The sequence below is a fragment of the Methanoculleus sediminis genome (genome assembly GCF_001017125.1).
GTDB classification, from domain to species: Archaea; Halobacteriota; Methanomicrobia; order Methanomicrobiales; family Methanoculleaceae; genus Methanoculleus; species Methanoculleus sediminis.
On record NZ_JXOJ01000001.1, the window covers coordinates 439647 to 462082 of the forward strand.

Here is a 22436-nt window from a genome sequence, read left to right on the forward strand (position 1 = left end):
TTAAAAGAGTGATGGAGGGGTTTACTCTCTCCGCCTCCTCCCCGCGATGAGGAGGAGGAGCGCCGCCCCGGCAGCCGCCGCACCGAAGCCCGGTGCCGCCGTCGGGGCGGGGCTCACCGGCTCCGTGACCCCGGCCAGCCAGGCGGCGCTGGTATCGGACGAGAGGAACCGGATGCCCGCAAGGGTGTACACGCCGGGCGCACTGCTGGCCCCGTAGATCCCGGTAGCGGTGAACGCCGTGTCCCACAGGATCGTCCCGTCCGCATCAGTTCCGAAGACGAAGCCTTCCCCGTTCCTTGCATCCGTGCCTGCAACCACGTACCCGCCGGAGGGCCGCAGAGCGACGGCGTATCCGGTCAGCCCCTCCATATTCCGGAGCCAGACCTCTTCTCCGTCTCCGTCGACGAGGCCGTACCAGTAGTTGCCCGAGTAGACGAACCGCCCGTCGCCGGTCTCTTTGACGTCGAAGATGACCGGGACCTGGTAGTTCTCATGCCAGAGCGTGTTGCCGTCGGCATCGAGGCGGATGAGGAAGCCGTCGCCGATGTCGTAGGTGAAGGGCGACGAAGTGCCCCCGATGACGTAGCCCCCGTCGGCGGTCGCGATTCCTGCGTTCGCGGCGGTGCCGGGGAACGTCCGGTTCCAGACGGGCGTCCCCTCACCGCCGGTCTTCACGATGACCGCCGTCGTCTCGTTCTCCGACCCGGGGGAGTTCCAGAGCCACCCGATCGCGGCGTAGCCGCCGTCGGCGCTCTCCGTGACGGACGAGACCTTCATCCCGGGAATGACCTGCCGCCACTCCTCTTCCCCGGCGGTGTCGGTCCGGATCAGGAGCGAGGTGCCCTCGTAGGCGAGGTCCTGGTCCGATCCCGTCGATGATACGTTGAAGGCGGCAACGATGTAACCCCCGTCGGCGGTTTCTGCAACGGAGGCGGGCGAGATATCCGCGAAGGTCGCGTTCCATACCTCGTTGCCCTCGCCGTCGGTCTTCACGAGCAGCAGGCTCTCGCTCCCCCCGTACTTCTCCGCAAGGGTCGAACCGAGGGCGATGAACCCGCCGTCCGCGGTCGGCGCAACGGCGTCGAACTTGTTGTTGCTCTCCGGCGCGAACGTCACGTTCCAGGCGACCTCCGGTGAGGTCTCGGTCGCAGAGACGATCCCTGCCGGCAGCACCACCGCGATGAGCAGTGCCGCGAGGATCGCCCCCGGCTTCCAGAAGTCTCGGACATTTTCCGTCATGGAATCGATCACTGGTGCGGTTCGGCACGCAAAAAGCGTAGTGGTTCGCTCCCGACAATCCATTAATGAACGTGAACTTCCAATAGCTCTAGCACGTGTTGGCGATATTCGACGGAACCTGGGTACGCCTCGGCGGTGAAGGACGGGCGCTCTACGAGCAGGGCGGCTACGGCAGGCTTGAGGGAACCGGCCTCCGCCTCTCTCCCGAAGAGGCGCTCTACCTCATGGAGAGGAGCAAGATCGACGTGAAGGACTTCGGTTTCGACGCCCTGCTCGGCCTCTTTGCCGGCCAGCCGAACTTCGTCCGCAGATATCTCGTCTACCGCGACATCCGCGAGCGAGGATACGTGATTCAGCCCGGCCCGCAGGATTTCCGCGTCTTCCGCCGCGGCCACAAGCCCGGCGCCGGGAAGTCCCGGTACCTGATCCGGGTCCTCTCCGAGCGCGACATCGTCGACTTCGACCGGTTGAGCCAGGACGTGCTTGCCGCGGTCAACATGCGCAAACAGTACCTCCTCGCGGTCGTCGACGACGAGGACGAGCTGACCTACTACGAGGTGCGGGTGCAGGATCTCCCCGGTGTCGGGGAGCCTGCGGGATGCGCGGCGCCGGTGGAGGCCACACTCTTCGGGACCTACGCGCTCGCCCACCTGCCGCCGGGAACTCCGCTTGAGGAGGATTGGTACGGCAAGAGGCTTGATCCCGAGCGGCTGCTCCTCCGCCCGGTCGAGTCGATCTTTCTCATGCGCAGAGACTGCCTCTCGATCGTGCAGGAAGGGGAACCGATGACCGCAGAGCAGTTCCTCGATGCGGCGTCGGGGAAAGACGTCGAGATCCGCGAAAAAGAACGGGTCTTCTCCGATCTCCGGGAGAAAGGCTACATCCCCCGGACGGGCTACAAGTTCGGCCACCACTTCCGCGTCTACTCCGGGAAGAAGAGCCATTCCGAGATGCTCGTTCACGCCGTTCCGTCCGGGACCTCCACGCCGATGAGCGGCGTCTCCCGCTCGGTCAGGCTGGCTCACAGCGTCAAAAAGAAGATGTTGTTTGCCTGCATATATAACACCGATATCAGATACGTCGAATTCGCGCGAATAAAACTGTGAGCGTCAGTACATGCATTCAGAAGTGAACCCGTGGTCGAATAACCAGACCGTTGATGTAGATCGACTCTTTGCCGAGTTCGGCATCGAGCCGGTCAGTGAGGTCGCACGAAGGCTTCCCGAGGTACCGTCGTTTATGCGCAGGGGTATCGTCGTTGGGCACCGGGACTACAACCTGGTAGCCGACGCCATCAGAAACCGCACCCCGTTTCACGTGCTGACCGGGTTCATGCCCTCGGGTCTCCCGCACCTCGGGCACCTGATGGTCATGAAGGAGGTCGTCTGGCACGTCCGGCAGGGCGGGAACGGCTACGTCGCCGTCGCCGACCGGGAGGCGCACGCGGTCCGCGGCATATCGTGGGAGAAGTGCCGCGAGTACGGGAAAGAGTACCTCAAAGCCCTCTACGCCCTGGGATTCGAGGGCACGACCTACTACCAGAGCAAAAACGAGCGCCTGAAAGACCTCGCGTTCGAGGCGTCCACGAAGGTGAACTTCTCGGAGCTCGCGGCGATCTACGGGTTCGGGCCGGACACTTCGCTCTCCCACGCGATGAGCGTCATCACCCAGGTCGCCGATATCCTCTTCCCGCAGCTCGATGCCGGCCCTGCGCCGACGATCGTCCCGGTCGGCCTCGATCAGGACCCGCACATCCGGCTCACCCGGGACGTGGCCTACAAACTCAGGCTCTTCACGGTCGAGGATCGCGGCGACCATATCAGCGTCCGGTCGAAGAACGCTCCCGAGGCGGCTATCGAGGCCGTGCACCGCGCCTTCCCCGGCTCGAAGAAGTATGCCGGCCACGTGGACGTCACCGGCCTTCCGCATGGGCGGGTGGAGGACGCCGTCCGCGAGGTCGAGATCGCTCACGGCGGGTTCGGGTTCTACCTCCCCTCGTCGACCTACCACATCTTCATGCCCGGGCTCCAGGGCGGGAAGATGTCGAGCAGCGTGGCCGAGAGTTCGTTCGGGTTCTACGAGTCCGACAGGTCGATCAAGAAGAAGGTCATGGCGGCGAAGACCGGCGGGCGGATGACGCTCGAGGAGCAGAGGCGTCTCGGGGGCGAGCCGGACGCCTGCTCGGTCTATCTCCTGAATCTCTTCCACATGCTCGAGGACGACGTGGAACTCGCCGACCTGCGGCGCCGGTGCGAGAGCGGAGAACTCACCTGCGGGCAGTGCAAGAAGGAGACGCTGGAGCGCGTGAATGCGTTTCTTTCGGAGTTGCGGGATAAGATGGATGCGGTCGAGCATCTTGCAGAGGAGGTGTGACGGTGGAACTGACGCTGAACGAGAAGAAACTCCTGGTTGCCCTGGGGCCGATGGGATCGGCCGACGCGGCCGTCCTTGCGGAGAAGATGGATACCCGCCGGGAGGCGGTGGTGCAGTACGCGAACCTCGCCGGTGATCGGGGGCTTGTGGACGTGGAAAAGCACGTCGCCCGCCGGTATGTCCCGACGGAAGAGGGACGGGCCTACATCGGAAGGGGCCTTCCCGAGCGGCAGGTGCTCGAGAGTTTCGAGGAGTCAATCCCGATGCGCGACCTCCAGGGCCACCCGCTTGCGAAGATCGCCATCGGCTGGATGCGCAAGAAGGGCTGGATCGCCATCAGGGACGGAGTCGTGCAGAAGTCCGGCAACACCGCCCCGGGCCCCGACGAAGCCGCGTTTGCCCGGCTCGCCGAAAAGGGCGAGATCGCCGACGGCGAAGGGGTTGCCGATCTCGCGAAGCGCGGGCTCGTGCAGGAGGAGGAGACGGTCGCCTACACCGTCTCGATCACGCCTCGCGGCCGCGAACTCCTCAGCCAGGGCCTCGACCTGCGGGAAGAGGCGGGCACGCTCACCCGCGAGCAGATCCTCTCCGGTGAGTGGAAGTCTCTCCCTCTCCGGCGCTACGACGTCACGAAACTCCCGAAACGCGCCTATCCCGGGAAGGTGCATCCCTACCAGCGCATCATCGATGAGATGCGCGGCATCCTCTTCGATATGGGATTCGAGGAGATGTCGGGCGGGATCGTCCAGAGTTCGTTCTGGAACTTCGACGCCCTCTTCCAGCCGCAGGACCACCCGGCACGGGAGATGCAGGACACCTTCTTCCTCGGCGAGCGCCGGCCGCTCCCGGCGGGCTACGAGCGCGTCCGCGACATGCACGAGCACGGCGGCGGGACCTCCTCGACCGGGTGGGGCGGCACCTGGAGCGCCGAGAAGGCGGAGCAGTGCGTGCTCCGGACGCACACGACGAGCCTCTCGATCCAGCACCTCGCCGCGCACCCGAAGCCGCCGGTCAGGGCGTTCTGCATCGGCCGGGTCTACCGGCGGGAGGCGATCGATCCCACCCACCTCGCGGAGTTCGAGCAGCTCGAGGGGATCGTCATGGACGAAGACGTCAATTTACGCCACCTTCTGGGGTTCCTCAAGGAGTTCTACGCCAAGATGGGCTTTGAGAAGGTCCGGTTCCGTCCCGGCTACTTCCCCTACACCGAGCCCTCCGTGGAGCCGGAGGTCTACGTCGACGGGCTCGGCTGGGTGGAGCTCGGCGGGTCGGGCATCTTCCGCCAGGAGGTGACCGAGCCCTTCGGGATCGAGCACCCGGTGCTCGCGTGGGGTCTCGGGATCAGCCGGGTGGCGATGCTCCGGCTCGGGCTGCGGGATCTCCGGCAGCTCTACAGGAGCGACGTCGAGTGGGTCCGGGAGACGCCCACCTACGGCGGGAGGCGGTAATATGGCAATAATCACGTTACCCTACCGGTACCTGGAACGGCTGGCCGGCACCGACCGGCAGACGATCATCGACCGCGTTCCGATGATCGGGGCCGACATCGAGCGGATTGAGGAAGACCACGTGGACGTCGAGTTCTTCCCGAACCGGCCGGACCTCTACTCGCCCGAGGGCGTCGCCCGGGCGATGCGCGGGTTCCTCGGTATCGAGGAGGGGCTTCCGAACTACACCGTCCGCCCTTCAGGGATCACCTTCTCGGTCGACCCGGACCTTGCCGCTATCCGGCCCTACCTCGGTTCGGCGGTGATCCGGAACGTCAGTCTCGACGAAGAGGCGATCGAGAGCCTGATGGCCCTCCAGGAAGCCCTCCACTGGGCGGTCGGGCGCGGGCGCGGCAAGGTGGCGATCGGCGTCCACGACCTCGATACGGTCAAGCCTCCCTTCCGCTACGTCGCCTCCCCCCGGAACCGGTCGTTCGTCCCGCTGGACTTCGAGCAGGAGATGACGATGGACGAGATGCTCGCCGACCACCCGAAGGGCCGGGACTACGCTCACCTGGTGGAGAACTTCGATAAGTTCCCGCTGATCGTCGATGCCGAGAACCGGGTGCTCTCCTTCCCGCCGATCATCAACGGCGAGCTGACGCGGGTCACGGCGGCGACGAAGAACATCCTGCTCGACTGCACCGGCACCGACAGAAAGGCGGTGATGACGGCGGTGAACATCATCTGCACGGCGCTCGCCGAGGCCGGGGCGACGGTCGAGACCGTCACCGTCGAGGGCGAGGAGATGCCGACGCTCGCTCCCGCGGAGCGGGTTGTCTCGGTCGTGGAGTGCTCCCGCCTCCTCGGCCTCTCTCTCACGCCGCAGGAGATGGCGCGGCTCCTTCGCCGGATGCGATTCGGGGCCGAGCCCGACGGCGCTTCAAGGGTCCGGGTCCTCGTTCCCTGCTACCGCTCGGACATCCTCCACGACTGGGATATCTTCGAGGACGTGGCGATCGCCCACGGCATCGAGAACTTCGATGCCGCCCTCCCGGCGACCTCCACCGTTGCACAGGAGCACCCGATCAGTGCCATCACGGGAGCGGTCCGGTCGGTGATGACCGGCCTCGGGTACCTCGAGGCGATCCCGTTCACCCTCTCAAACGACCGGGTGCTGTATACGAACATGCAGCGGGAGCCCGCTCCCGGAACCCTGCGGGTGCTCCACCCGATCAGCGAGGAGCAGACGGTGGTCCGGACCGACCTCCTTCCCCTGCTGATGGAGATGCTCCAGGCAAACAAGCACCGCGAGCTCCCGCAGAGGCTCTTTGCGGTGGGCGACGTGGTCGTGGACTGCGTCACCTCCCAGAAAGCGGCGGCGGTCAGCATCCACCCGGCGGCCGACTTCTCGGAGGCATACGCGGCGGCGGACGTCCTCTGCCGGGAACTCTCGCTCTCCTACACGGTCGCCGAGTCGGCCGACCCGGCGTTCCTCGACGGCCGCCGCGGGGATATCGTCGTCAACGGGAGAATAGTCGGGGTCTTCGGGGAGATCCACCCGGCCGTTCTCGGGTCATTCGACCTCGAGCATTCGGTCGCGGCGTTCGCGCTCGACCTTACAGCCGTATCGGGATACCCCGCCCTGCCAGATACTCCTTGACCTGGCGGACGGTGAACTCGCCGTAGTGGAAGACGCTTGCCGCAAGGCAGGCGTCGGCCTTTCCTTCCGTGAACCCTTCGTAGAAGTGGTCGAGCGTCCCCACGCCGCCGCTCGCGACCACCGGGATGCCGACCGTCTCCGAGACAGCTCTCGTGATCGGGATGTCGAACCCCTCCTTCGTCCCGTCGGTCTCCATGCTGGTGAGCAGGATCTCGCCCGCCCCGCGCTCCTCCGCTTCTCTCACCCAGGCGACGGCGTCAAGCCCCGTGCCCCGGCTGCCGCCGTGGGTCACGACCTCGTACCAGCACTCCCGGCCGTCGGCGAGGGTTATCGGCGTTTTTCCCGGTGCCGTCTCGTAGTTGCGCCGGACATCGACGGCGACGACGATGCACTGGGTGCCGAACCGTTCGGCGCCCTGCGAGATCAGGTTCGGGTCGGCGACGGCGCTCGAGTTGATGCTCACCTTGTCCGCGCCCGCCCGGAGGATCTGCTTCATGTCCTCGATCGTCCGGATGCCGCCGCCGACGGTGAGCGGGAGGAAGAGCTGGTCGGCCGCCCGCTGCACGACGTCGATAATGGTGCCCCGGTCTTCCCTGGTGGCGGTGATGTCGAGGAAGACCACCTCGTCCGCGCCCTGCTCGTTGTAGCGCTGGGCGAGTTCCACGGGATCGCCCGCGTCGCGCAGGCCGACGAAGTGCGTGCCCTTGACCACCCGCCCGTCCTTGAGGTCAAGACAGGGGATGATCCGCTTGGTCAGAACCATGTGTAGTGGTTTTGAGGCGGAGATGATGAGGGTTTGCCTATGCGACTGGCCGAAGGTGCGATGTTCCCTCTGGAACAGAGCTGGAGCACCGGTAGGAACGACGTTCCATGGGAACGGAGTTCGAGCACCGGAGGTGCGAGGTGCGGGGGCAGGAGCAGGAGCACCGCCAGGTGCGACTTGCGACGGGCGGGAGCGGAGCGAGCGGCCGGAGTTCGAACACAGGAGATGCGGGTTGGAGACAAGGGGAGGGGAGATGCTCCTGGAGGATATCCATCAATAGAGGTTGCACATACACTCGGGCGAACCCTATCCCCTGGAGCCCGTGCTGCTCCCCTACTTTTAAGTACTCACGAAAGACACCTTTACAGGCAAACCGGAGAATATCCGGGCGGGATAACCGGTCTGGTGGTTTTTATGGAGTCTGGAGACCTAAAAATTGCGTGGGCACGGCAGTACATGCCGGTGCTCTCGTCCATTCGGAAGCGTTTTGTCGAGGAGCAGCCGTTCTCCGGCATGACTATCGGCATGGCCCTGCACGTCGAGGCAAAGACCGCGGTGCTGGTCGAGACGCTCGCAGCAGGCGGCGCCGAGGTGCACATCACGGGGTGCAACCCCCTCTCGACCCAGGACGACGTTGCGATGGCGCTCGATACCCGGGAGCGGATTCACTCCTACGCCCGCCGGGGGGCCGGCATCGAGGAGTACTACGCGGCCATCGACCGGGTGCTCGACGCCCGCCCCGCGATCACCATCGACGACGGGATGGACCTGATCCACCGCATCCACACCGAGCGGCGGGATGTGCTGGACGCGATCATCGGCGGGTGCGAGGAGACCACGACCGGCATCCACCGGCTCCGCGCGATGGCACAGGAGGGGGCGCTCAGGTTCCCGGTCGTCGCCGTCAACGACACCCCGATGAAGCACTTCTTCGACAACGTCCACGGCACCGGTGAGAGTTCGCTTGCGTCGATCATGATCACGACAAACGTTCTCATCGCCGGCAAACGGTTCGTCGTCGCGGGCTACGGCTACTGCGGCCGGGGGCTCGCGCAGAAGGCCCGGAGCCTCGGCGCCCGCGTCATCGTGACCGAGGTCGATCCCCGGCGGGCGCTGCAGGCGCACATGGACGGCTTTGAGGTCATGACGATGGACCAGGCTGCTCCCCTCGGCGATATCTTCGTCACCACCACCGGCAATACGAGCATCCTCACCGAACGGCACCTCCCGAACCTGAAGGACGGGGCGATCCTCGCGAACGCCGGCCACTTCAACGTGGAGATCGACGTCGACTGGCTGGCGTCGCACGCGGATTCCACCGTCCACCGGGACGGCATCGACACCTACGTGCTCGGCGGCAAAGCCGTCCATGTCCTTGCCGAAGGAAGGCTCGTGAACCTCGCGACGCCGAAGGGCATGGGCCACCCCGTCGAGGTGATGGACCTGAGTTTTGCCGTCCAGGCGCTCTCCGCCGAGTTCATCGCGAAGCACGGCCGCGAACTCGCGCCCGGTGTGCACGACGTCCCGTCCGCCATCGACGAGGCTGTGGCACGGCTGAAACTCGACGCGCTCGGCCTCTCGATCGACCGGCTGACGCCCGAGCAGGAGACCTATATGAGCAGCTGGACGATCGGGACGTAAATCCACTTTTTTAATACAAATCCCTGTGCAAGATCCGGGGTGGAAAAAACGGAAGGGCCGGGACCGATACGCCGTCAGGTCTGACAGGCGTCTCCGTCACAATTCATTCGTAATATGAACCCGTGGCCGCACTCGCAGCAGCGGTACTGCGCATACATGCCGCACCCGGGAGCGTCGACATTCCCCAGGAGTTCCCCCGGGGAGCCGCACCGGGGGCATGCCGGCCCCCGGTCATCGAACCAGTGGCCGCATTTGAGGCATTGATGGACGGTATGGACCCGCGGGTTGGCGGTCATGATCTCCTTGACGTGGTTCCGGCACCCGCAGAATGGGCAGGGGACAGGTCCGTCCTCTCCGGCATCACCGGCGTCGCGCGGCGGGCACGGCATCTTCCCGGGCACGTTCAACCCGCGCACACACCCGTCCCCCTGTTTACGATGCGGTTATTTCTCCACGGAATGCCACATCTCCATGCCTTTTGGGTCCGCCTGCGTTCGTCAGGCAGGTACAGGCCGGTCGGCTTGCTCTGTCTCATGCCCCTCTGTGTGCGCTCCCACTGCTTAATGATACCTATTGGTAACAATGGGTATCTAATTGGAAAAATAAAAACGGTATGATATAATTGTCCTGCCGGGGTACCTGAATAGGAAGATGGAGTCTCCCGATAACATCTCAAGCAAGCAGGTGGGTGTGCGGCTCCCGGGCCATCTCTACCGGTGGCTGAAGGAGAAGGTCGACAGCGGGGAATACTCGAATATGGCACAGTCAGTCATCGGGGAACTGACGAAGGCGAGGACGCTCGAAGATATGCGGTTGCGGGAGACTTCGCATTACGATGTTTCCGGAGGAGAATCCCTTGCCCGGATGGTGAACGAGCGGATTGAACATGTCCGCCGTGAGCTCCTGGACGAAGTGAAGCGACGGCGTACCTGACCCGGAATCATCATCCATCCTCCGCGCGTCAGCCATAGCCGGGGTGACGATCTGTTTTCCCCCGGGCCGGCAGACCCCTCTCGGACTCTTTTATTGCACGCTCCGGGAGCTGGCAGCACAACATGTTTTTATACTCGCCGGGCACGTAAATCAAATATCGTTTATTTGGGCCTCAAATAAGCTAAATTAAATATACCGTGCCGCAATCCTCTATAGCAAGGTGTCATTATGAAAGCATCAACCCCGGCAACCCTTGTTGCCATAACCCTCATGATCATCGCCGGTCTCCTGGTCGCGGGATGCACGACCACGGAGGAGACCCCGGGAGAGACTACCCTGACCGTCTTTACGGCCGCGTCGCTCACGGGAGCCTTCACGGATATCGGCAAGGCCTACGAAGCGGAGAACGAAAACGTCAGGATCGATCTGGTCTTCGACGGATCGCAGGCTCTCCGCACCCAGATCGAGCAGGGAGCGAACCCCGATATCTTCGTCTCCGCGAGCACGAAGCACATGAAGGCGCTCCAGGACGGCGGGTTCATGGATAACGGGACCGTGACCCCATTCCTCGAGAACAATCTGGCCCTGATCGTCCCGGCCGATAATCCGGCAGATATCAATGGTCTTGCCGACCTGAACAGATCGGGCGTAAAACTCGTCATCGGCACCAAGGATGTTCCCTTCGGCGACTATACCCGGCAGATGTTAGAAAAACTGGCTGCCGATCCTGCATACGGCGAAGCATACCGTGAAACCGTGATGGCGAACGTCATCTCCGAGGAGACAGCGGTGAGCTCGGTGGTGCCCAAGCTGGCGCTCGGCGAGGCGGATGCGGCGATCGTCTACAAGTCGGACGTCTCAAAGGACGACCTGGAGAAAGTGACGCGGATCGACATCCCGGCCGGGTACAACGTCAAGGCCACCTATCCGCTCGGCATCCTTGCAGAGTCGCCGGGCAAGGCTGAGGCAGAGTCGTTCATAGCATTCGTCCGGGGTCCGGACGGCAGCGCCATCCTGACAGAGTATGGATTTGACCCGATCCCTGCCTGAGCATGGGGCCCCCGTCTCCGGCAGCCGGACGCGGTTTGGGAGGGCGGCACTTACCCTCCTCATCGCCGTCCTTCTCGCGATCTTCCTCCTCTTCGTCACGCTGCCGGTCGCCTCGCTCTTCCTGCGCATATCGCCGGAGGCGTTCCTCCGGTCGCTTGCCGAACCGGTGGTGCTCGACGCTCTCTCCCTCTCGCTCGCCACCGCGACGGTGAGCACGGCGATCGTCGTCCTCTTCGGGACGCCGCTTGCCCTGGTGAACGCCCGGCGCGACTACCCGGGGCGGGCGCTCGTCGATACCCTCACCGATCTCCCCATCGTCCTGCCGCCGGCGGTGGCGGGCATCGCGCTGCTGATGGCGTTCGGCCGTCGTGGGGTGGTCGGGCAGTACCTCGACCAATTCGGCATCTCCATCGCCTTCACCACGGTCGCGGTGATCCTCGCGCAGGTCTTTGTGGCCTCGCCGTTCTACATCCGGCAGGCGAGGGCGAGTTTCGAGGCGGTCGACCGCCTCTACGAAGATGCGGCGCGGACGCTCGGGGCGTCCCCGGCGACCGTCGCCTTCCGGGTCACCATCCCGCTTGCGTGGGGCGGGCTCGTCTCCGGGGCGATACTCTCGTTCGCCCGGGCGCTCGGGGAGTTCGGCGCCACGATCATGTTTGCCGGGAACTTCCAGGGGAGAACTCAGACAATGCCGCTTGCCATCTATACGACCATGCAGGGCGATCTTGATGCCGCGATCAGCCTCGCGATCATCCTGGTCGCGATATCGTTTGCGGTGATCGCTTCGGTGAAGATCATGACCCGGAGGAGTCTCTGATGCTCTCGTTCTCCGCCGTCCGGCACCTCCGCGACTTTATCCTCGACGTCACGCTCTCGGTCGGGCGGGGGGAAACCCTCGTCCTTATCGGGGAGAACGGGGCGGGCAAATCCACGGTGCTGAACCTGATCTCCGGCATCCTCACGCCTGACGCGGGCGAGATCGCGCTCGGGGAGAGGACGCTCTTTTCAAGCGAGGAGGGGATCGACGTCCCCGCCGAGAACCGGAGGATCGGCCACCTCTTCCAGTCCTATGCTCTCTTCCCGCACATGACCGTCGCCGAGAACGTGGCGTTCGGCCTCCGGTGCCGGAAGGTCCCGCGGCCGGAGATCGCTTTTTCTGTGACGAACCAGCTTCGCGCGATGAACCTCGCCGATCTCTCGGACGTCAACGTCGCCCGGCTCTCGGGAGGGCAGCGGCAGCGGGTGGCCCTCGCCCGGGCGCTGGTGCTCGATCCGGACATCCTCCTCCTCGACGAACCGCTCGCCGCCGTCGATATGCGGGCTCAAGGAGCGATGCGGAAGGAACTTCGTGATCGGATAAGGAGCACCGGCATCCCCTGCATCGTCGTCACCCACAACCTCGGCGACGCCCTCGAACTCGCCGATCGCCTCTGCCTCCTCGAAGAAGGGAACGTGGTGGCCGAGGGTGCGCCGGAGGAGGTGCTCGGCATGCAGGATAACGGGTTCATCGCGAGTTTTGCCGGGTCGGAACCCCACAACGGCTTTATGCCCCGGGCGCCAATCACTGGTCATAGCCGGAGGCTGCCGGATTCCCGGCCCCTCTGATAACGACCATGAAGAAGCAAGGCCACGTGCTATTCCTGGCACTGCTCGCGGCGATCTCTCTCGTGCCGGGATCGGCCGCGGGCGGGGAGATCCCCATCGATTACTCGTTCAACGAGTCGCACGCGGAGATCTACGAGCGGATGCTGGAGCGGAACGCATCCCTCGGCGAGTACTATGAGAGGATCTGCCCCGAATTCCTGGAAAACATGCCCCCGGAGACGAGGGCGCATCTCTACAACACGACGATGGCGCGGCAACGGCCTCCTGGTGCCGACGGGGAATTTGTGCCGCCCCTGATAATGGGAAAAGTCGCCATCGCCACCGCCTCGCCCGTGACCTCGGTGTGCGGGGTACCCATCCCGATTGTGGGTATCGCCATCCTCGGCCTCGCTGGTATCATCATCCTTGCCCTGCTCGCAGCGGTCGCTCTCATCCTGGAGCGCATCCGCAACGGGAACGAGTGAGCATCACTGCGGGCGGCGTGCCGGGCCCCGGGCGCAGTAGAGATACTCCTGCGCGTACCCGGCATACTCCCCGAAGTAGTCCCGGCTAAATCGCCGGATCCGCTCGTACTCCGCCGGGGTGCAGTTTTTGCCGCCAAGATCGGGGAGATACGTCTCCCCCACGATCCGGCGTATCCAGACATCGACCGGGAACGCCTCGAAGAATCCGAACGCAAAGAGGAGCACGCAGTCCGCCGCCTTCGGCCCGACTCCCTTTAACTGCATCAGCGCCTGCCGCGCCTCCTCGAACGGAAGGGCGGCAACCCGCTCCGCCCAGTCCGGGTGCTCCGCCGCATATCCGGCAGCCTCGCGAACGTAGCCCGTCCGGTAGCCGAGTTTACAGTCCCATAACTCCCCATGCGGAACCCCGGCGAGCACCTCCGGCTCCGGGAACGCATACGCCCTGCCGGAAGGGCCATCCACCGGTTCCCCGTAGCGCTCCGCCATCAGCGCGGCCCGCCGTTTCACCGCCGGGATGTTCGTGTTCGTAGCGCAGATGTAGGAGACCAGGCACTCCCACGGCGTTTGTCTGACAAGGCGGAGCCCCCGGCACTCCCGGATGGCGGCGCCGATCGCCGGATCGCGGTCGATCGACGAGAGGATGGCCGGGAGATCCTGGTCGAGCCGGAAGTAGTCGCGGACGAACCCCTCATCCGCCCCTTCAAACGTGAGCCGGTTTGCGTCCTGCCGTATCCGGACGGCCCGGCCTTCGGCGACGCCCCGCCACCACCCGTCCGCCTTCTCCCAGCGGAAGGCCTGCCCGCAGGCGAGCGTCAGGTCGAGGTCGAACGGCTGGTCGGGGCGGAGTTCGATCGTCGTCATGGCCGGCGGCACCGCCGGGTAAAAAAGAATCGATTATTCTGCCTTCTCATCTTTCATCTGCTGGTAGACACAGGACTGAACGTCCTGGCCCAGTTTCCCGATCGCGTCCGCCCGGCAGCGTGCGCAGTGGCGCATCTGCTTGATGTACTGGGCGCACCGATCCTGCATCTCCCGCTTCTCCTTCGGCGTCGGTGGGGTGATGGAGGCGAACTTGTACTGCGGGATGAGCGGGATGACGTTGAAGGTGAACGCTCCCATCTCCCCGACCTTCTTCGCGATCTCGGGGATGTGCTCGTCGTTGATCCCGGGGATGTAGACGGTGTTGATCTTGACGAACATCTTCTTAGCGACCGCCATCTCGATCCCCTTCATCTGCTGGGAGAGGAGGAGTTCAGCCGCCTCACGCCCGTGATACTTCTTCCCGTCGTACTCGACCCATGAGTAGATCTTCTCGCCGATCGCCGGGTCGACGGCGTTGAGCGTGACCGTAACGTTCCCGACGTCGTACTTCGCGAGTTCCTCGATCGACTCGGGGAGCATAAGACCGTTCGTGCTGATGCACATGATCAGGCGCGGGAACTCCTCGTGGATCAGTTTGAGCGCCTCGAACGTCTCCGGGTTTGCGAGCGGCTCCCCCGGCCCCGCGATCCCGACCACCTTCACGTACGGGTACTCCTTGACGACGTTCCTGACGAGATCGAGCGCCTCCTCCGGGGAGAGGACCCTGCTCGTCACGCCCGGCCGGCTCTCGTTCACGCAGTCGAAGTCCCGTATGCAGTAGTTGCACTGGATGTTGCACTTCGGGGCGACGGGGACGTGGCATCGCCCGAAGGCGTGGCACGCTTTATCGGAGTAGCAGGGGTGCTCGCTGATCTTACGTAGCTGCTCCGGATCGTAAGGAACCTCCCTGCCCTGGACCGTCGCGGTCCGATACTCGTCGGCCATATGACTGATCTATGTGCCGGAGGATATTATATACTGATGGTTGCGGTCTTCCCTGGCGGCACAAAAAAGGTGGTGCGGGTCAGGCCGTCTCCTGGCTGAGGTCGAACGGGAGCTGATCCTTGCCGGCCTCCCGCGTATCCCGCTCAGGCTCCATCCCGAACCGTTCCTCCGCGCCTTTCAGGATCCGGCCGAGCATCTCGGAGTAGGTCAGGCCCGCGTACTTCGCCATCTTGGCGAGGTGGCCGTCCCAGCACCAGCCGGGGTTCGGGTTGACCTCGAGGAGTTTCGGGTTGCCGTGCTCGTCGAGCCGCCAGTCGAACCGGCAGTAGTCGCGGCACTCCAGGCGTTCGAAGAGGGCGAGGCAGCACCGCACGATCGCCTTCTCGGTCTCCTCGGGGAGGTCCGCCGGCTTTGAGGTGATCTTCCAGTAGGGCGAGTCCGGGAGCCACTTCGCCTCGTAGCCGCAGATCCGGGGGAGACCCGGCGGCAGCGCGGAGTAGTCCTCCTCGATGACGGGCAGCACCATGCTGTATCCCGACGGGTTCCCGATGATCCCGACGCTGATGTCCTTTCCCGTGAGGAACTCCTCGACGAGGAGCGAGCGGTCGTAGCCGAGCGTCATCCGGAGCGAATTGATGATGTCGGAGAGCTCCTCGATGCTGTGGGCGATGCTCTTTTGCGTGATGCCGTAGGAGGAGTCGCCCGCGTTCGGCTTGACGATCGCCGGAAACTTCATCCCGACGTCGTAGGTGCGGTCGCCGGGGGTGATGAAACAGGCGTCCGGGACCGGGATCCCCATCTCCTTCGCAATCCCGCGCACGAGCGACTTGTCGTAGCAGAACGCGAGCGACTGGGGGCCGGATCCCGTGTAGAGAATGCCGTACATCTCGAGGAGCGCCGGCACGTGGAGTTCTTTCCTCGGGTCGTTGTTGAACCCCTCGTCGCAGAGGTTGAAGACATAGTCCACCTTCCCCTTCAGTCTCGGGAGGTCCTGGATCAGCGTCTCGTGTTTGCAGAGATAGGTGAACCGGTAGCCGGGCAGTTCCCGCAACGCCGCCTTCATCTGGTCGATGGTGTAGAAGTCGTCGTCGTCGAAGGTGCAGGAGGGTTTCAGGGCGTCGGGCTTGGCCGGGTCGCCGAGGAGCACCGCGACGTGCTTTGCCCTCTCCCGGCCTTTCGTCTTCGCCGCCGACCACTCCTTCCTGACCTGCGCGGTGACGATGTGGCGGCGCTCCATCATGCCGAGGTCCTGGTTGCGCTGCGACTCGGTCGCGATCTCGTGGGAGGCGACGTCGGAGAACCCCGCCCGTTCCAGGAGCCGCCGGAGCGCATCGGGGGTGTAGAGATGTTCGGCGTAGAACTGGTCGGCAACGACGCCCTTCTCGACGTCGGTGATCACCTCGCGGGATATCAGGCGCTGTTCGTCGAACGAGAGCGACCTCTCACGGCAGACGAACATGCCATCGTCGATCCACTCCCACGACCTCGGCTGGAAGTGCTCGCGTAAGTACTCGCCGTCGGCGACGTCCAGGAGCAGCCGCCCCCAGGGTTTGAGGATGCGCCGGATCTCGGTGAGGATCCGGAGATCCTCCTCGACGGAGTCGAAGTAGCCGAAACTGTTCCCGAGGACGAGGACGACGTCGTAGGTGTCGGTGCGGTACGGGAGCCGCCGGGCGTCTCCCTCCCGGAACCGGATGGGGAGCCCCTCTTTCTTCGCGGTCGACCGGGCCCGCTGGATCAGGTAGTGCGACTGGTCGAGGCCTTCGGCGTTGTAGCCCCTGCGCGCGAGTTCGAGGGTGTGCCTGCCCTGGCCGCAGCAGAGATCGAGAACCTTTTCATGGGGCTGGAGTTGCAAAATCCGGGCGATCCGGTCGATCTCCCGCTCGGTGATCCGGGGGTCGTCGACGACGTCGCCGTCGGTCTTCAGGTAAAGGCGATTGAAGATACCCCTCCACCAGTCGGGTTTTACGTGGTCTTCAAGGTTCGGGACCGGACCGATCGTCCTCCTGTCCCGGTGTTTTGCCTTCCGTCTGCTATCGGGAGGTTCGTCGGTGTGGACCTCGTCGATCATGCCGGCCCACTCCCCCCGGCTCCGTTTCCGGAATAGAACCGGTGTTCTGCCGGGTTGCAAAAGAGAACGGTTATGCTGTTCATAGTTGGATGATCTTTCGATAGGATAGTATCGATAAAAGCATTGCGTCACGTACCTCCCTGCAGAGGGAAACAGACACGTTGGAGAGGGATTTTCCTTCCCGGGCATCCCGGCCACGCACCGGCCTGCGCAGGACGAATCCTGCCGCCCCGGATCGCTGAGACGCATCTATATATGCAGGCAGGTAATTGAGTATGTGCAGATTATCTGCATGGTTGAAGTATATGGAAGAGAGATACCCCCGCAGGGGCCCCCGTTCTTATGACGACCGTCCCCGCGAGTTCCACAAGGCGGTCTGTTCCGACTGCGGCAAAGAGTGCGAAGTTCCTTTCAAGCCTACGGAGGGTCGGCCCGTCTACTGCCGCGACTGCCTCCCGAAGCACAGAAAACCCCGATTCTAACCCTTTTTTGAGCCGGGCGCCGTCACACGACGAGCCGTCTTCGCATCAGCCTGATGGCGAGAACGAAGAAGATCACGGTAGCCGCTGCTATCCAGGCGAGGTTGAGGAGGTTTACCGGCGAAAACGTCGCGAGCGTGATTGCCCGGTTGAACCCGACGACGTGCGTGAGCGGGAGGGCGGCGAGGGCGAAGTACTGGATCGGTTCGGGCAGGAGGTCCAGCGGGAAGAACGTCCCCGAGAAGAGGAACATCGGGGTGATGAAGAGGAACGACGGGTAGTTCAGGGCGTCGATGCTCGGCGTGATCGCGGTGAAGCACATCGCGATGCCTGCAAAGAGGAGGCCGGCGAGGAACGCGAAGGGTATGAGCAGCAGGGACGACGGCATGGCGACGACGTTAAAGAGGAGGAGCACGGGGAGCATCAGCGCGGCGTAGATCATCCCCCGGGTGGCGCCCCAGAGCATCTCCCCCGCGATCACCTCGTCGATGCCGACCGGGGTCGCGATGATGGCATCGAACGTCTTCTGGTAGTACATCCTGACGAACGACGAATAGGTGCACTCGAAGAAGGCCGAGTACATCACCGATATCGAGACGAGGGCGGGTGCGATGAAGACGGGGTAGGGGATCCCGTCGACTGCTTCGATGTAGGTCCCGAGACCGAACCCCAGCGCCAGAAGGTAGAGGACCGGCTCGATGAAGGGCGGGATGAAATTGACCCGGTAGGTCCTGAGGAAGGCGTCCCAGTTCCTCCGCCAGACGCTCTGCACTCTCGCGGTTATGTCGATCATCGCTCACTCCCGCAGGCTCCGGCCGGTCAGCCGCAGGAAGACGTCTTCGAGGGTTGCCGGCCGCACCGTCACCGCCGCCTCGTGCCGGCAGGCCTCGAGCAGATCGCGGGCAACGTCGTTCGGGCGATCCGTGAATACCTGGATCACGTCGCCGGCAAGGTCGTAGTTCACGCCGAGTTCTTCCAGGCGGGAAACCGCCTTCTGTGTCCGTTCGACCTCGACGACGTCGCTCCCGGCATGCTCCCGGATGAGGTCCGCCGGGGTGCCCTCGACGAGGATCTTTCCGTGATCCATGATCACCAGCCGGTCGCAGAGGCGTTCCGCTTCATCGAGGTAGTGGGTGGTGAGGACGAGGGTGTTTCCTTCGGCCCGGAGGCTCCTGAGTTTCTCCCAGATCAGGTGCCGCGCCTGCGGGTCGAGCCCGATGGTGGGCTCGTCGAGGATGAGCAGTTCCGGTTCGTTGACGAGCGCCCGGGCAATGATCAGCCGCCGTTTCATCCCGCCCGAGAGTTTGTCGATCAGGACGTCCCGTTTCTCGTCGAGCTGCATGAACGCGAGGAGTTCGTCTGCCCGCCGCTCCGCCTCTCTTCTCGGGATGCCGAAGTAGCGGGCGTAGACCAGCAGGTTCCGGTAGGCCGAAAAGTCCGGGTCGAGGTTGTTCTCCTGCGGCACCACCCCGAGACGGCTCTTGATCTCCCGCTGGCGGGTATCGACGTCCATCCCGAAGACCTCCAGGGTGCCGCCGGATTTCGGGGAGATGCACTGGATCATCTTCATGGTCGTCGTCTTCCCCGCTCCGTTCGGGCCGAGAAACCCGAAGACCTCTCCCTCTCTGACCCGGAAGGCGATGCGGTCGACCGCAATGAGGTCTCCGAACCGCTTCAAGAGGTCGTGCGCTGCGATGACGTCCCCGATCGTCTCTCCTCCCGATGGGTCAGTGGAGTCGTGCGACTACAACATTCTTTCGCTCACCCGTCTGCCGCGCCGGCGGTTCCCTGCCGGGGTGCATGCCGCAGTTCCCGCTCGGTTCGGGCCGGAACTCCTTTCTATCGGGGCGGAGCCACCGCAGCCTTTTTGCCCGGCAGAGCGAACCGCTCTTATCCGCACGTGTGGAGTCGCAGCGAAACCATGATCGACAATTCCAGAGAGACGGTAGGGGTCTTTTCCCCTCCGGAGACCGTATACATCGGTTCGTCGGGATGCCGCGGGCGGGGCGTCTTCGCCCGCAGGGATCTCGTGCCCGGCGAGTTGATCGAGACCTGCCCGGTGATCGTGCTCGGAGGAGCGGACGAGCAGGAACTTCTCGGTAAGACGCACCTCTTTGACTACTACTTTGCGTGGGGGGAGCTCGCCGCCGTGGCGCTGGGTTACGGGTCGCTCTACAACCACTCCTACCACGCGAACGCGGATCACGTCTGCGATCTCCTCCGGGGCGAGATTCGCATCTCCGCTCACCGCCCCATCTCGAGGGGCGAGGAGATCACCATCAACTACGGCGGGCTGCCGGACTGCCCCGACCCCGTCTGGTTCGATGCTGTGGAGTGAGTGTTTTTAGGTCCGGGATCACGGTGATTTCCTTTTCCGGGCTCTTTTCGTTCCGATTGAATCCCGGAGGGCGACGGCGTTTACCGGTATCGCGAACCGGGTGCCGGGGGGCCGGCCCACCCTTTCCGGGCCGTTCAGACTGGTCTGCCGAAATCTCCAGTGGAAATCAAGGGGTTTGCAATATCCTCCCCGAATCATTGAGATTCTCTCGATCGCCGGTAATGCCTGCCGACCCCTGTAACCGTCCCGCCGGCCCTGCGGGCACCCCAGAATCTCCCTTCAATTCGAACGATTTTGGGTGATTCGGTGGCAATTTGGGGATATCATAGAGGGGTGTCCGTGATGCGGGGTTACAGGAATGGGGATGTGGCCCGGACGTGCCGCGATCCGCCCGTAACACCTCTGCCGGCCGATGTGTCGTGCCGGTGCTCTACCTCCTGATGACGAGCTGCACCCGTTCGGTCCTCACGGTGCCCCCTCCGGTCGCCGTGACCACGGCGTCCACGGTTGCGGTGGAGACGAAGGGCGGGAGGCCGGGGGCCGCGGCCTCGTAGGTGAGGGGCGGGTAGGGTGCGGAGATCGTGCCGAGGTCATGGTTTTCGCGGTATGCGCCGCCGAGGGCCGTGGCGGAGACCCTGACCCGGACGGGCGCGTCGAATCCGCCTTCGGGGTGCACCGTGAGCGTGAACCTGACGGTATCGCCGGGCCGGGCGGTGGCGAATGCCGGGGTGACGTTGATCGAGAACGTGCGGGAAGTGAGCTGCACCGGGGCTCCGGTCGCGGCCGGGGTTCCCGGTGTTCCGGCCGGGACCGGGGGGAGGGCCGGCTCTTTCGGAGGGGGCGCACCCTCGTTCGCGAGGAGGGCATAGGCGACGGCGAGTACGGTCATCAGGGCGCAGATGATGATCGCGGTCAGCAGGGGGGAGCGTTCCTGGAGCATGATGCCGGCACCTCGCTGTCCCCGTGAGGGGTACGGGCAGAACGGTTTCCGCCGTATTTATGCGTTGCCGCCCCTGCGTGGAAAAAGGTGAGTTTGTTCAGTCGACGGCGACCATGACCTCGGTCGACTTGACCACGGCGTGGACCTTCTTGCCGACGGCAAGCCCGAGATTCTCCACGGACTTCTTCGTGATGACCGCGATGAGTTCGCCGCCGCCGTCCAGTTCGACGACGACCTCGGCGGTGACCACGCCCACGTTCAGGGCCTTTACTTTTCCGGGAAGCTGGTTTCTTGCACTTAACTTCATGATGCACCGCGGCGGTAATCCTGCTCTCCGGGCAATATAGGTTTCGATGCCCGGGACAACCGGCGTCGTGCGCATTCTCTCCCTGCAGACGGGAATGCCGGCTGTCGCTGTGGGTTCCGGGGTGAGGAGGAGCGGTGCCTGCTGTGTCCGAATCCCGCACGGGTATCAAAAGGTGGATTCGCCTGCGCCGGGTCAGCGTGCCGCATCGACACTCGTACCTGACGGTGCTCAAGCTCCGTTCCTTCGGAACGTCGCACAGCCCATGAACTCCCGCACGGCCGCGAGGTACGCATCGGCCTCTTCAAGGTGGTGGCTGTGCGAGGCGCCTTTAAAGACCGCGAGCTTTGACCCCGGCACCAGGCTCCGGTAGTATGCCATCGTCGCGGGCGATGCCTCGTCGTATTCTCCGCAGGTGAAGAGCACCGGGGCCGGGATTTCGGCAAGCCGGCCGGCGACGCTGAACTCCCGGAGGGTTCCCGTGCAGGTGAACTCGCTCGGCCCCCACATCCCGAGGTAGATCGGCATTGCGAGCCGTTCAAGCGACCTGTTCAGGCACTCCGGCCAGGGGTCCGTCCGGCAGACGTGCCGGGCGTAATACGCCTCCATGGCTTCCTGGTATGCCGGCGAGTCGAAGTTCCCGCTCGCCTCCCCCTCCCGGACGGCCTCCTGCATCCCGTCGGGGAACGCCGCGAGGTTCGCCCTCTGGTCCGCCACCCACCGGTCGGCGTCCAGCAGCGGTCCGGAGAGGATCAGGCTCTCGACGCCGCCGGGGTTTTTTGAGAGGACGTATTCGGCCGCGAGCCCGCCCCCCCACGACTGCCCGAGAAGGTGCACCCGTGATAGGCCGAGCGCGTCGCGGACCTCGCCGACCTCCGCGACGTAGCGCTCCACCGTCCAGAGGGCGGGGTCGTCCGGAGTGTCGGAGTTCCCGCACCCGAGCTGGTCGTAGAAGACGACCGGCCGCTCGTCCGCGAGGGCTTCGAGCGGCTCGAGGTAGTCGTGCGTCATCCCCGGACCCCCGTGGAGGACGAGGAGGGGCGTTCCCGCGCTCTCCGCGCCGACAATCCGGAACCAGACCCGGCCGCCGGCGACGTCGACGTAGCCCTCGCGGGTGTCGCCGTCGGTTCTGGTTACGGTGACGTTCGATCGGTCGGCCGTCCGGTCCGTCATGATGCAGAGCGCGAGCAGCACCGCTGCGGTTGTGAGAACAAGAAGTAGCATGAGATCTCTCCTGAACGTTTTTTTGGTATGGTTGACCCCTGGGGTGCACGGCCGGGGGGCTGTAGGGGACCGCCGGCGGTGTGTTCCTGATGGGGTGTTTGGTTGGGAGGGATTAG

At 64.4% G+C, this 22436-nt stretch carries 23 protein-coding genes; 12 read left to right on the forward strand and 11 right to left on the reverse strand.

Translation table 11 applies throughout. The features are described 5' to 3' along the window. Positions 1 to 21: 21 nt before the first annotated feature. The gene (locus SZ63_RS02245) at positions 22 to 1239 is read right to left on the reverse strand and encodes a hypothetical protein (RefSeq protein ID WP_048180381.1); all 1218 of its coding nucleotides are present in this window, start codon (positions 1237 to 1239) and stop codon (positions 22 to 24) included. A gap of 95 nt (positions 1240 to 1334) precedes the next feature. On the opposite strand from SZ63_RS02245, the gene endA reads away from it, so the two are divergent. The 4 genes from endA to pheT are packed head-to-tail and all read left to right on the forward strand — an operon-like array spanning position 1335 to position 6702. After that, positions 1335 to 2345 (forward strand): tRNA-intron lyase, encoded by a 1011-nt coding sequence (gene endA, locus SZ63_RS02250; RefSeq protein WP_048180384.1) that lies wholly within the window; start codon positions 1335 to 1337, stop codon positions 2343 to 2345. A gap of 10 nt (positions 2346 to 2355) precedes the next feature. After that, positions 2356 to 3612 (forward strand): tryptophan--tRNA ligase, encoded by a 1257-nt coding sequence (locus SZ63_RS02255; protein WP_048180387.1) that lies wholly within the window; start codon positions 2356 to 2358, stop codon positions 3610 to 3612. A gap of 2 nt (positions 3613 to 3614) precedes the next feature. Next, positions 3615 to 5060 (forward strand): phenylalanine--tRNA ligase subunit alpha, encoded by a 1446-nt coding sequence (pheS, locus tag SZ63_RS02260; RefSeq protein WP_048180389.1) that lies wholly within the window; start codon positions 3615 to 3617, stop codon positions 5058 to 5060. A 1-nt stretch (position 5061) separates the two neighbouring features. Then, positions 5062 to 6702 (forward strand): phenylalanine--tRNA ligase subunit beta, encoded by a 1641-nt coding sequence (pheT, locus tag SZ63_RS02265; RefSeq protein ID WP_048180391.1) that lies wholly within the window; start codon positions 5062 to 5064, stop codon positions 6700 to 6702. On the opposite strand, the gene hisF is transcribed toward pheT, so the two are convergent. After that, the gene (hisF, locus tag SZ63_RS02270) at positions 6659 to 7465 is read right to left on the reverse strand and encodes an imidazole glycerol phosphate synthase subunit HisF (protein WP_048180393.1); all 807 of its coding nucleotides are present in this window, start codon (positions 7463 to 7465) and stop codon (positions 6659 to 6661) included. The two genes, pheT and hisF, sit on opposite strands and share 44 nt — an antisense overlap. Before the next feature lie 414 nt (positions 7466 to 7879). Here hisF and SZ63_RS02275 point away from each other — a divergent pair, with 414 nt between their 5' ends. Beyond that, entirely contained in the window at positions 7880 to 9106 is a 1227-nt protein-coding gene (locus tag SZ63_RS02275; RefSeq protein WP_048180396.1) for an adenosylhomocysteinase, read from the forward strand. Positions 9107 to 9180: 74 nt separating this feature from the next. On the opposite strand, the gene SZ63_RS12595 is transcribed toward SZ63_RS02275, so the two are convergent. Next, positions 9181 to 9522 (reverse strand): hypothetical protein, encoded by a 342-nt coding sequence (locus SZ63_RS12595; RefSeq protein WP_241481221.1) that lies wholly within the window; start codon positions 9520 to 9522, stop codon positions 9181 to 9183. 235 nt (positions 9523 to 9757) lie between these two features. Here SZ63_RS12595 and SZ63_RS02280 point away from each other — a divergent pair, with 235 nt between their 5' ends. The 5 genes from SZ63_RS02280 to SZ63_RS02300 all read left to right on the forward strand — a co-directional run bounded on the left by SZ63_RS02280 (position 9758) and on the right by SZ63_RS02300 (position 13158). Continuing rightward, positions 9758 to 10039 carry a hypothetical protein gene (locus SZ63_RS02280; RefSeq protein ID WP_048180398.1) on the forward strand — a complete coding sequence of 94 codons (282 nt, stop codon included), beginning with the start codon at positions 9758 to 9760 and terminating at the stop codon, positions 10037 to 10039. 228 nt (positions 10040 to 10267) lie between these two features. Continuing rightward, positions 10268 to 11089: a molybdate ABC transporter substrate-binding protein gene (gene modA / locus SZ63_RS02285; RefSeq protein WP_048180401.1), complete on the forward strand. Its 822-nt coding sequence runs from the start codon at positions 10268 to 10270 to the stop codon at positions 11087 to 11089. Then, positions 11064 to 11906: an ABC transporter permease gene (locus SZ63_RS02290; RefSeq protein WP_048180403.1), complete on the forward strand. Its 843-nt coding sequence runs from the start codon at positions 11064 to 11066 to the stop codon at positions 11904 to 11906. Before modA ends, SZ63_RS02290 begins: the two co-directional genes overlap by 26 nt. Further along, positions 11906 to 12694, forward strand: coding sequence for an ABC transporter ATP-binding protein (locus SZ63_RS02295; RefSeq protein ID WP_048180406.1), 789 nt, complete (start codon positions 11906 to 11908; stop codon positions 12692 to 12694). Before SZ63_RS02290 ends, SZ63_RS02295 begins: the two co-directional genes overlap by 1 nt. A gap of 26 nt (positions 12695 to 12720) precedes the next feature. Further along, on the forward strand, positions 12721 to 13158 hold the full coding sequence (locus tag SZ63_RS02300; RefSeq protein ID WP_156168327.1) for a hypothetical protein: 438 nt from the start codon (positions 12721 to 12723) through the stop codon (positions 13156 to 13158). 3 nt (positions 13159 to 13161) lie between these two features. Here SZ63_RS02300 and SZ63_RS02305 read toward each other — a convergent pair whose 3' ends face one another. From SZ63_RS02305 to SZ63_RS02315, 3 genes are all read right to left on the reverse strand, one after another. Next, positions 13162 to 14019, reverse strand: coding sequence for a DNA-3-methyladenine glycosylase family protein (locus SZ63_RS02305; RefSeq protein ID WP_048180413.1), 858 nt, complete (start codon positions 14017 to 14019; stop codon positions 13162 to 13164). A gap of 33 nt (positions 14020 to 14052) precedes the next feature. Continuing rightward, the gene (nifB, locus tag SZ63_RS02310; RefSeq protein ID WP_048180415.1) at positions 14053 to 14964 is read right to left on the reverse strand and encodes a nitrogenase cofactor biosynthesis protein NifB; all 912 of its coding nucleotides are present in this window, start codon (positions 14962 to 14964) and stop codon (positions 14053 to 14055) included. A gap of 79 nt (positions 14965 to 15043) precedes the next feature. Beyond that, on the reverse strand, positions 15044 to 17035 hold the full coding sequence (locus SZ63_RS02315; RefSeq protein ID WP_048180420.1) for a methyltransferase domain-containing protein: 1992 nt from the start codon (positions 17033 to 17035) through the stop codon (positions 15044 to 15046). Positions 17036 to 17340: 305 nt separating this feature from the next. Here SZ63_RS02315 and SZ63_RS12600 point away from each other — a divergent pair, with 305 nt between their 5' ends. Further along, positions 17341 to 17517 carry a CxxC-x17-CxxC domain-containing protein gene (locus tag SZ63_RS12600; protein ID WP_074370462.1) on the forward strand — a complete coding sequence of 59 codons (177 nt, stop codon included), beginning with the start codon at positions 17341 to 17343 and terminating at the stop codon, positions 17515 to 17517. Positions 17518 to 17539: 22 nt separating this feature from the next. On the opposite strand, the gene SZ63_RS02320 is transcribed toward SZ63_RS12600, so the two are convergent. Both SZ63_RS02320 and SZ63_RS02325 read right to left on the reverse strand, forming a co-directional pair. Beyond that, a complete protein-coding gene (locus SZ63_RS02320; RefSeq protein ID WP_048180423.1) occupies positions 17540 to 18307 on the reverse strand; it encodes an ABC transporter permease in 768 nt (255 codons plus the stop codon). A gap of 3 nt (positions 18308 to 18310) precedes the next feature. Then, a complete protein-coding gene (locus SZ63_RS02325) occupies positions 18311 to 19192 on the reverse strand; it encodes an ABC transporter ATP-binding protein (RefSeq protein ID WP_048180426.1) in 882 nt (293 codons plus the stop codon). Between the two features lie 243 nt (positions 19193 to 19435). On the opposite strand from SZ63_RS02325, the gene SZ63_RS02330 reads away from it, so the two are divergent. Further along, on the forward strand, positions 19436 to 19852 hold the full coding sequence (locus SZ63_RS02330; protein WP_052959034.1) for an SET domain-containing protein: 417 nt from the start codon (positions 19436 to 19438) through the stop codon (positions 19850 to 19852). A gap of 430 nt (positions 19853 to 20282) precedes the next feature. On the opposite strand, the gene SZ63_RS02335 is transcribed toward SZ63_RS02330, so the two are convergent. The 3 genes from SZ63_RS02335 to SZ63_RS02345 form a co-directional block, all read right to left on the reverse strand. Beyond that, complete coding sequence (locus SZ63_RS02335; protein WP_048180429.1) at positions 20283 to 20792, reverse strand: hypothetical protein; 510 nt, start codon at positions 20790 to 20792, stop codon at positions 20283 to 20285. A gap of 97 nt (positions 20793 to 20889) precedes the next feature. Then, entirely contained in the window at positions 20890 to 21099 is a 210-nt protein-coding gene (locus tag SZ63_RS02340; protein ID WP_048180840.1) for a TOBE domain-containing protein, read from the reverse strand. A 228-nt stretch (positions 21100 to 21327) separates the two neighbouring features. Further along, positions 21328 to 22320: a proline iminopeptidase-family hydrolase gene (locus SZ63_RS02345; RefSeq protein WP_241481222.1), complete on the reverse strand. Its 993-nt coding sequence runs from the start codon at positions 22318 to 22320 to the stop codon at positions 21328 to 21330. Positions 22321 to 22436: the final 116 nt, after the last annotated feature.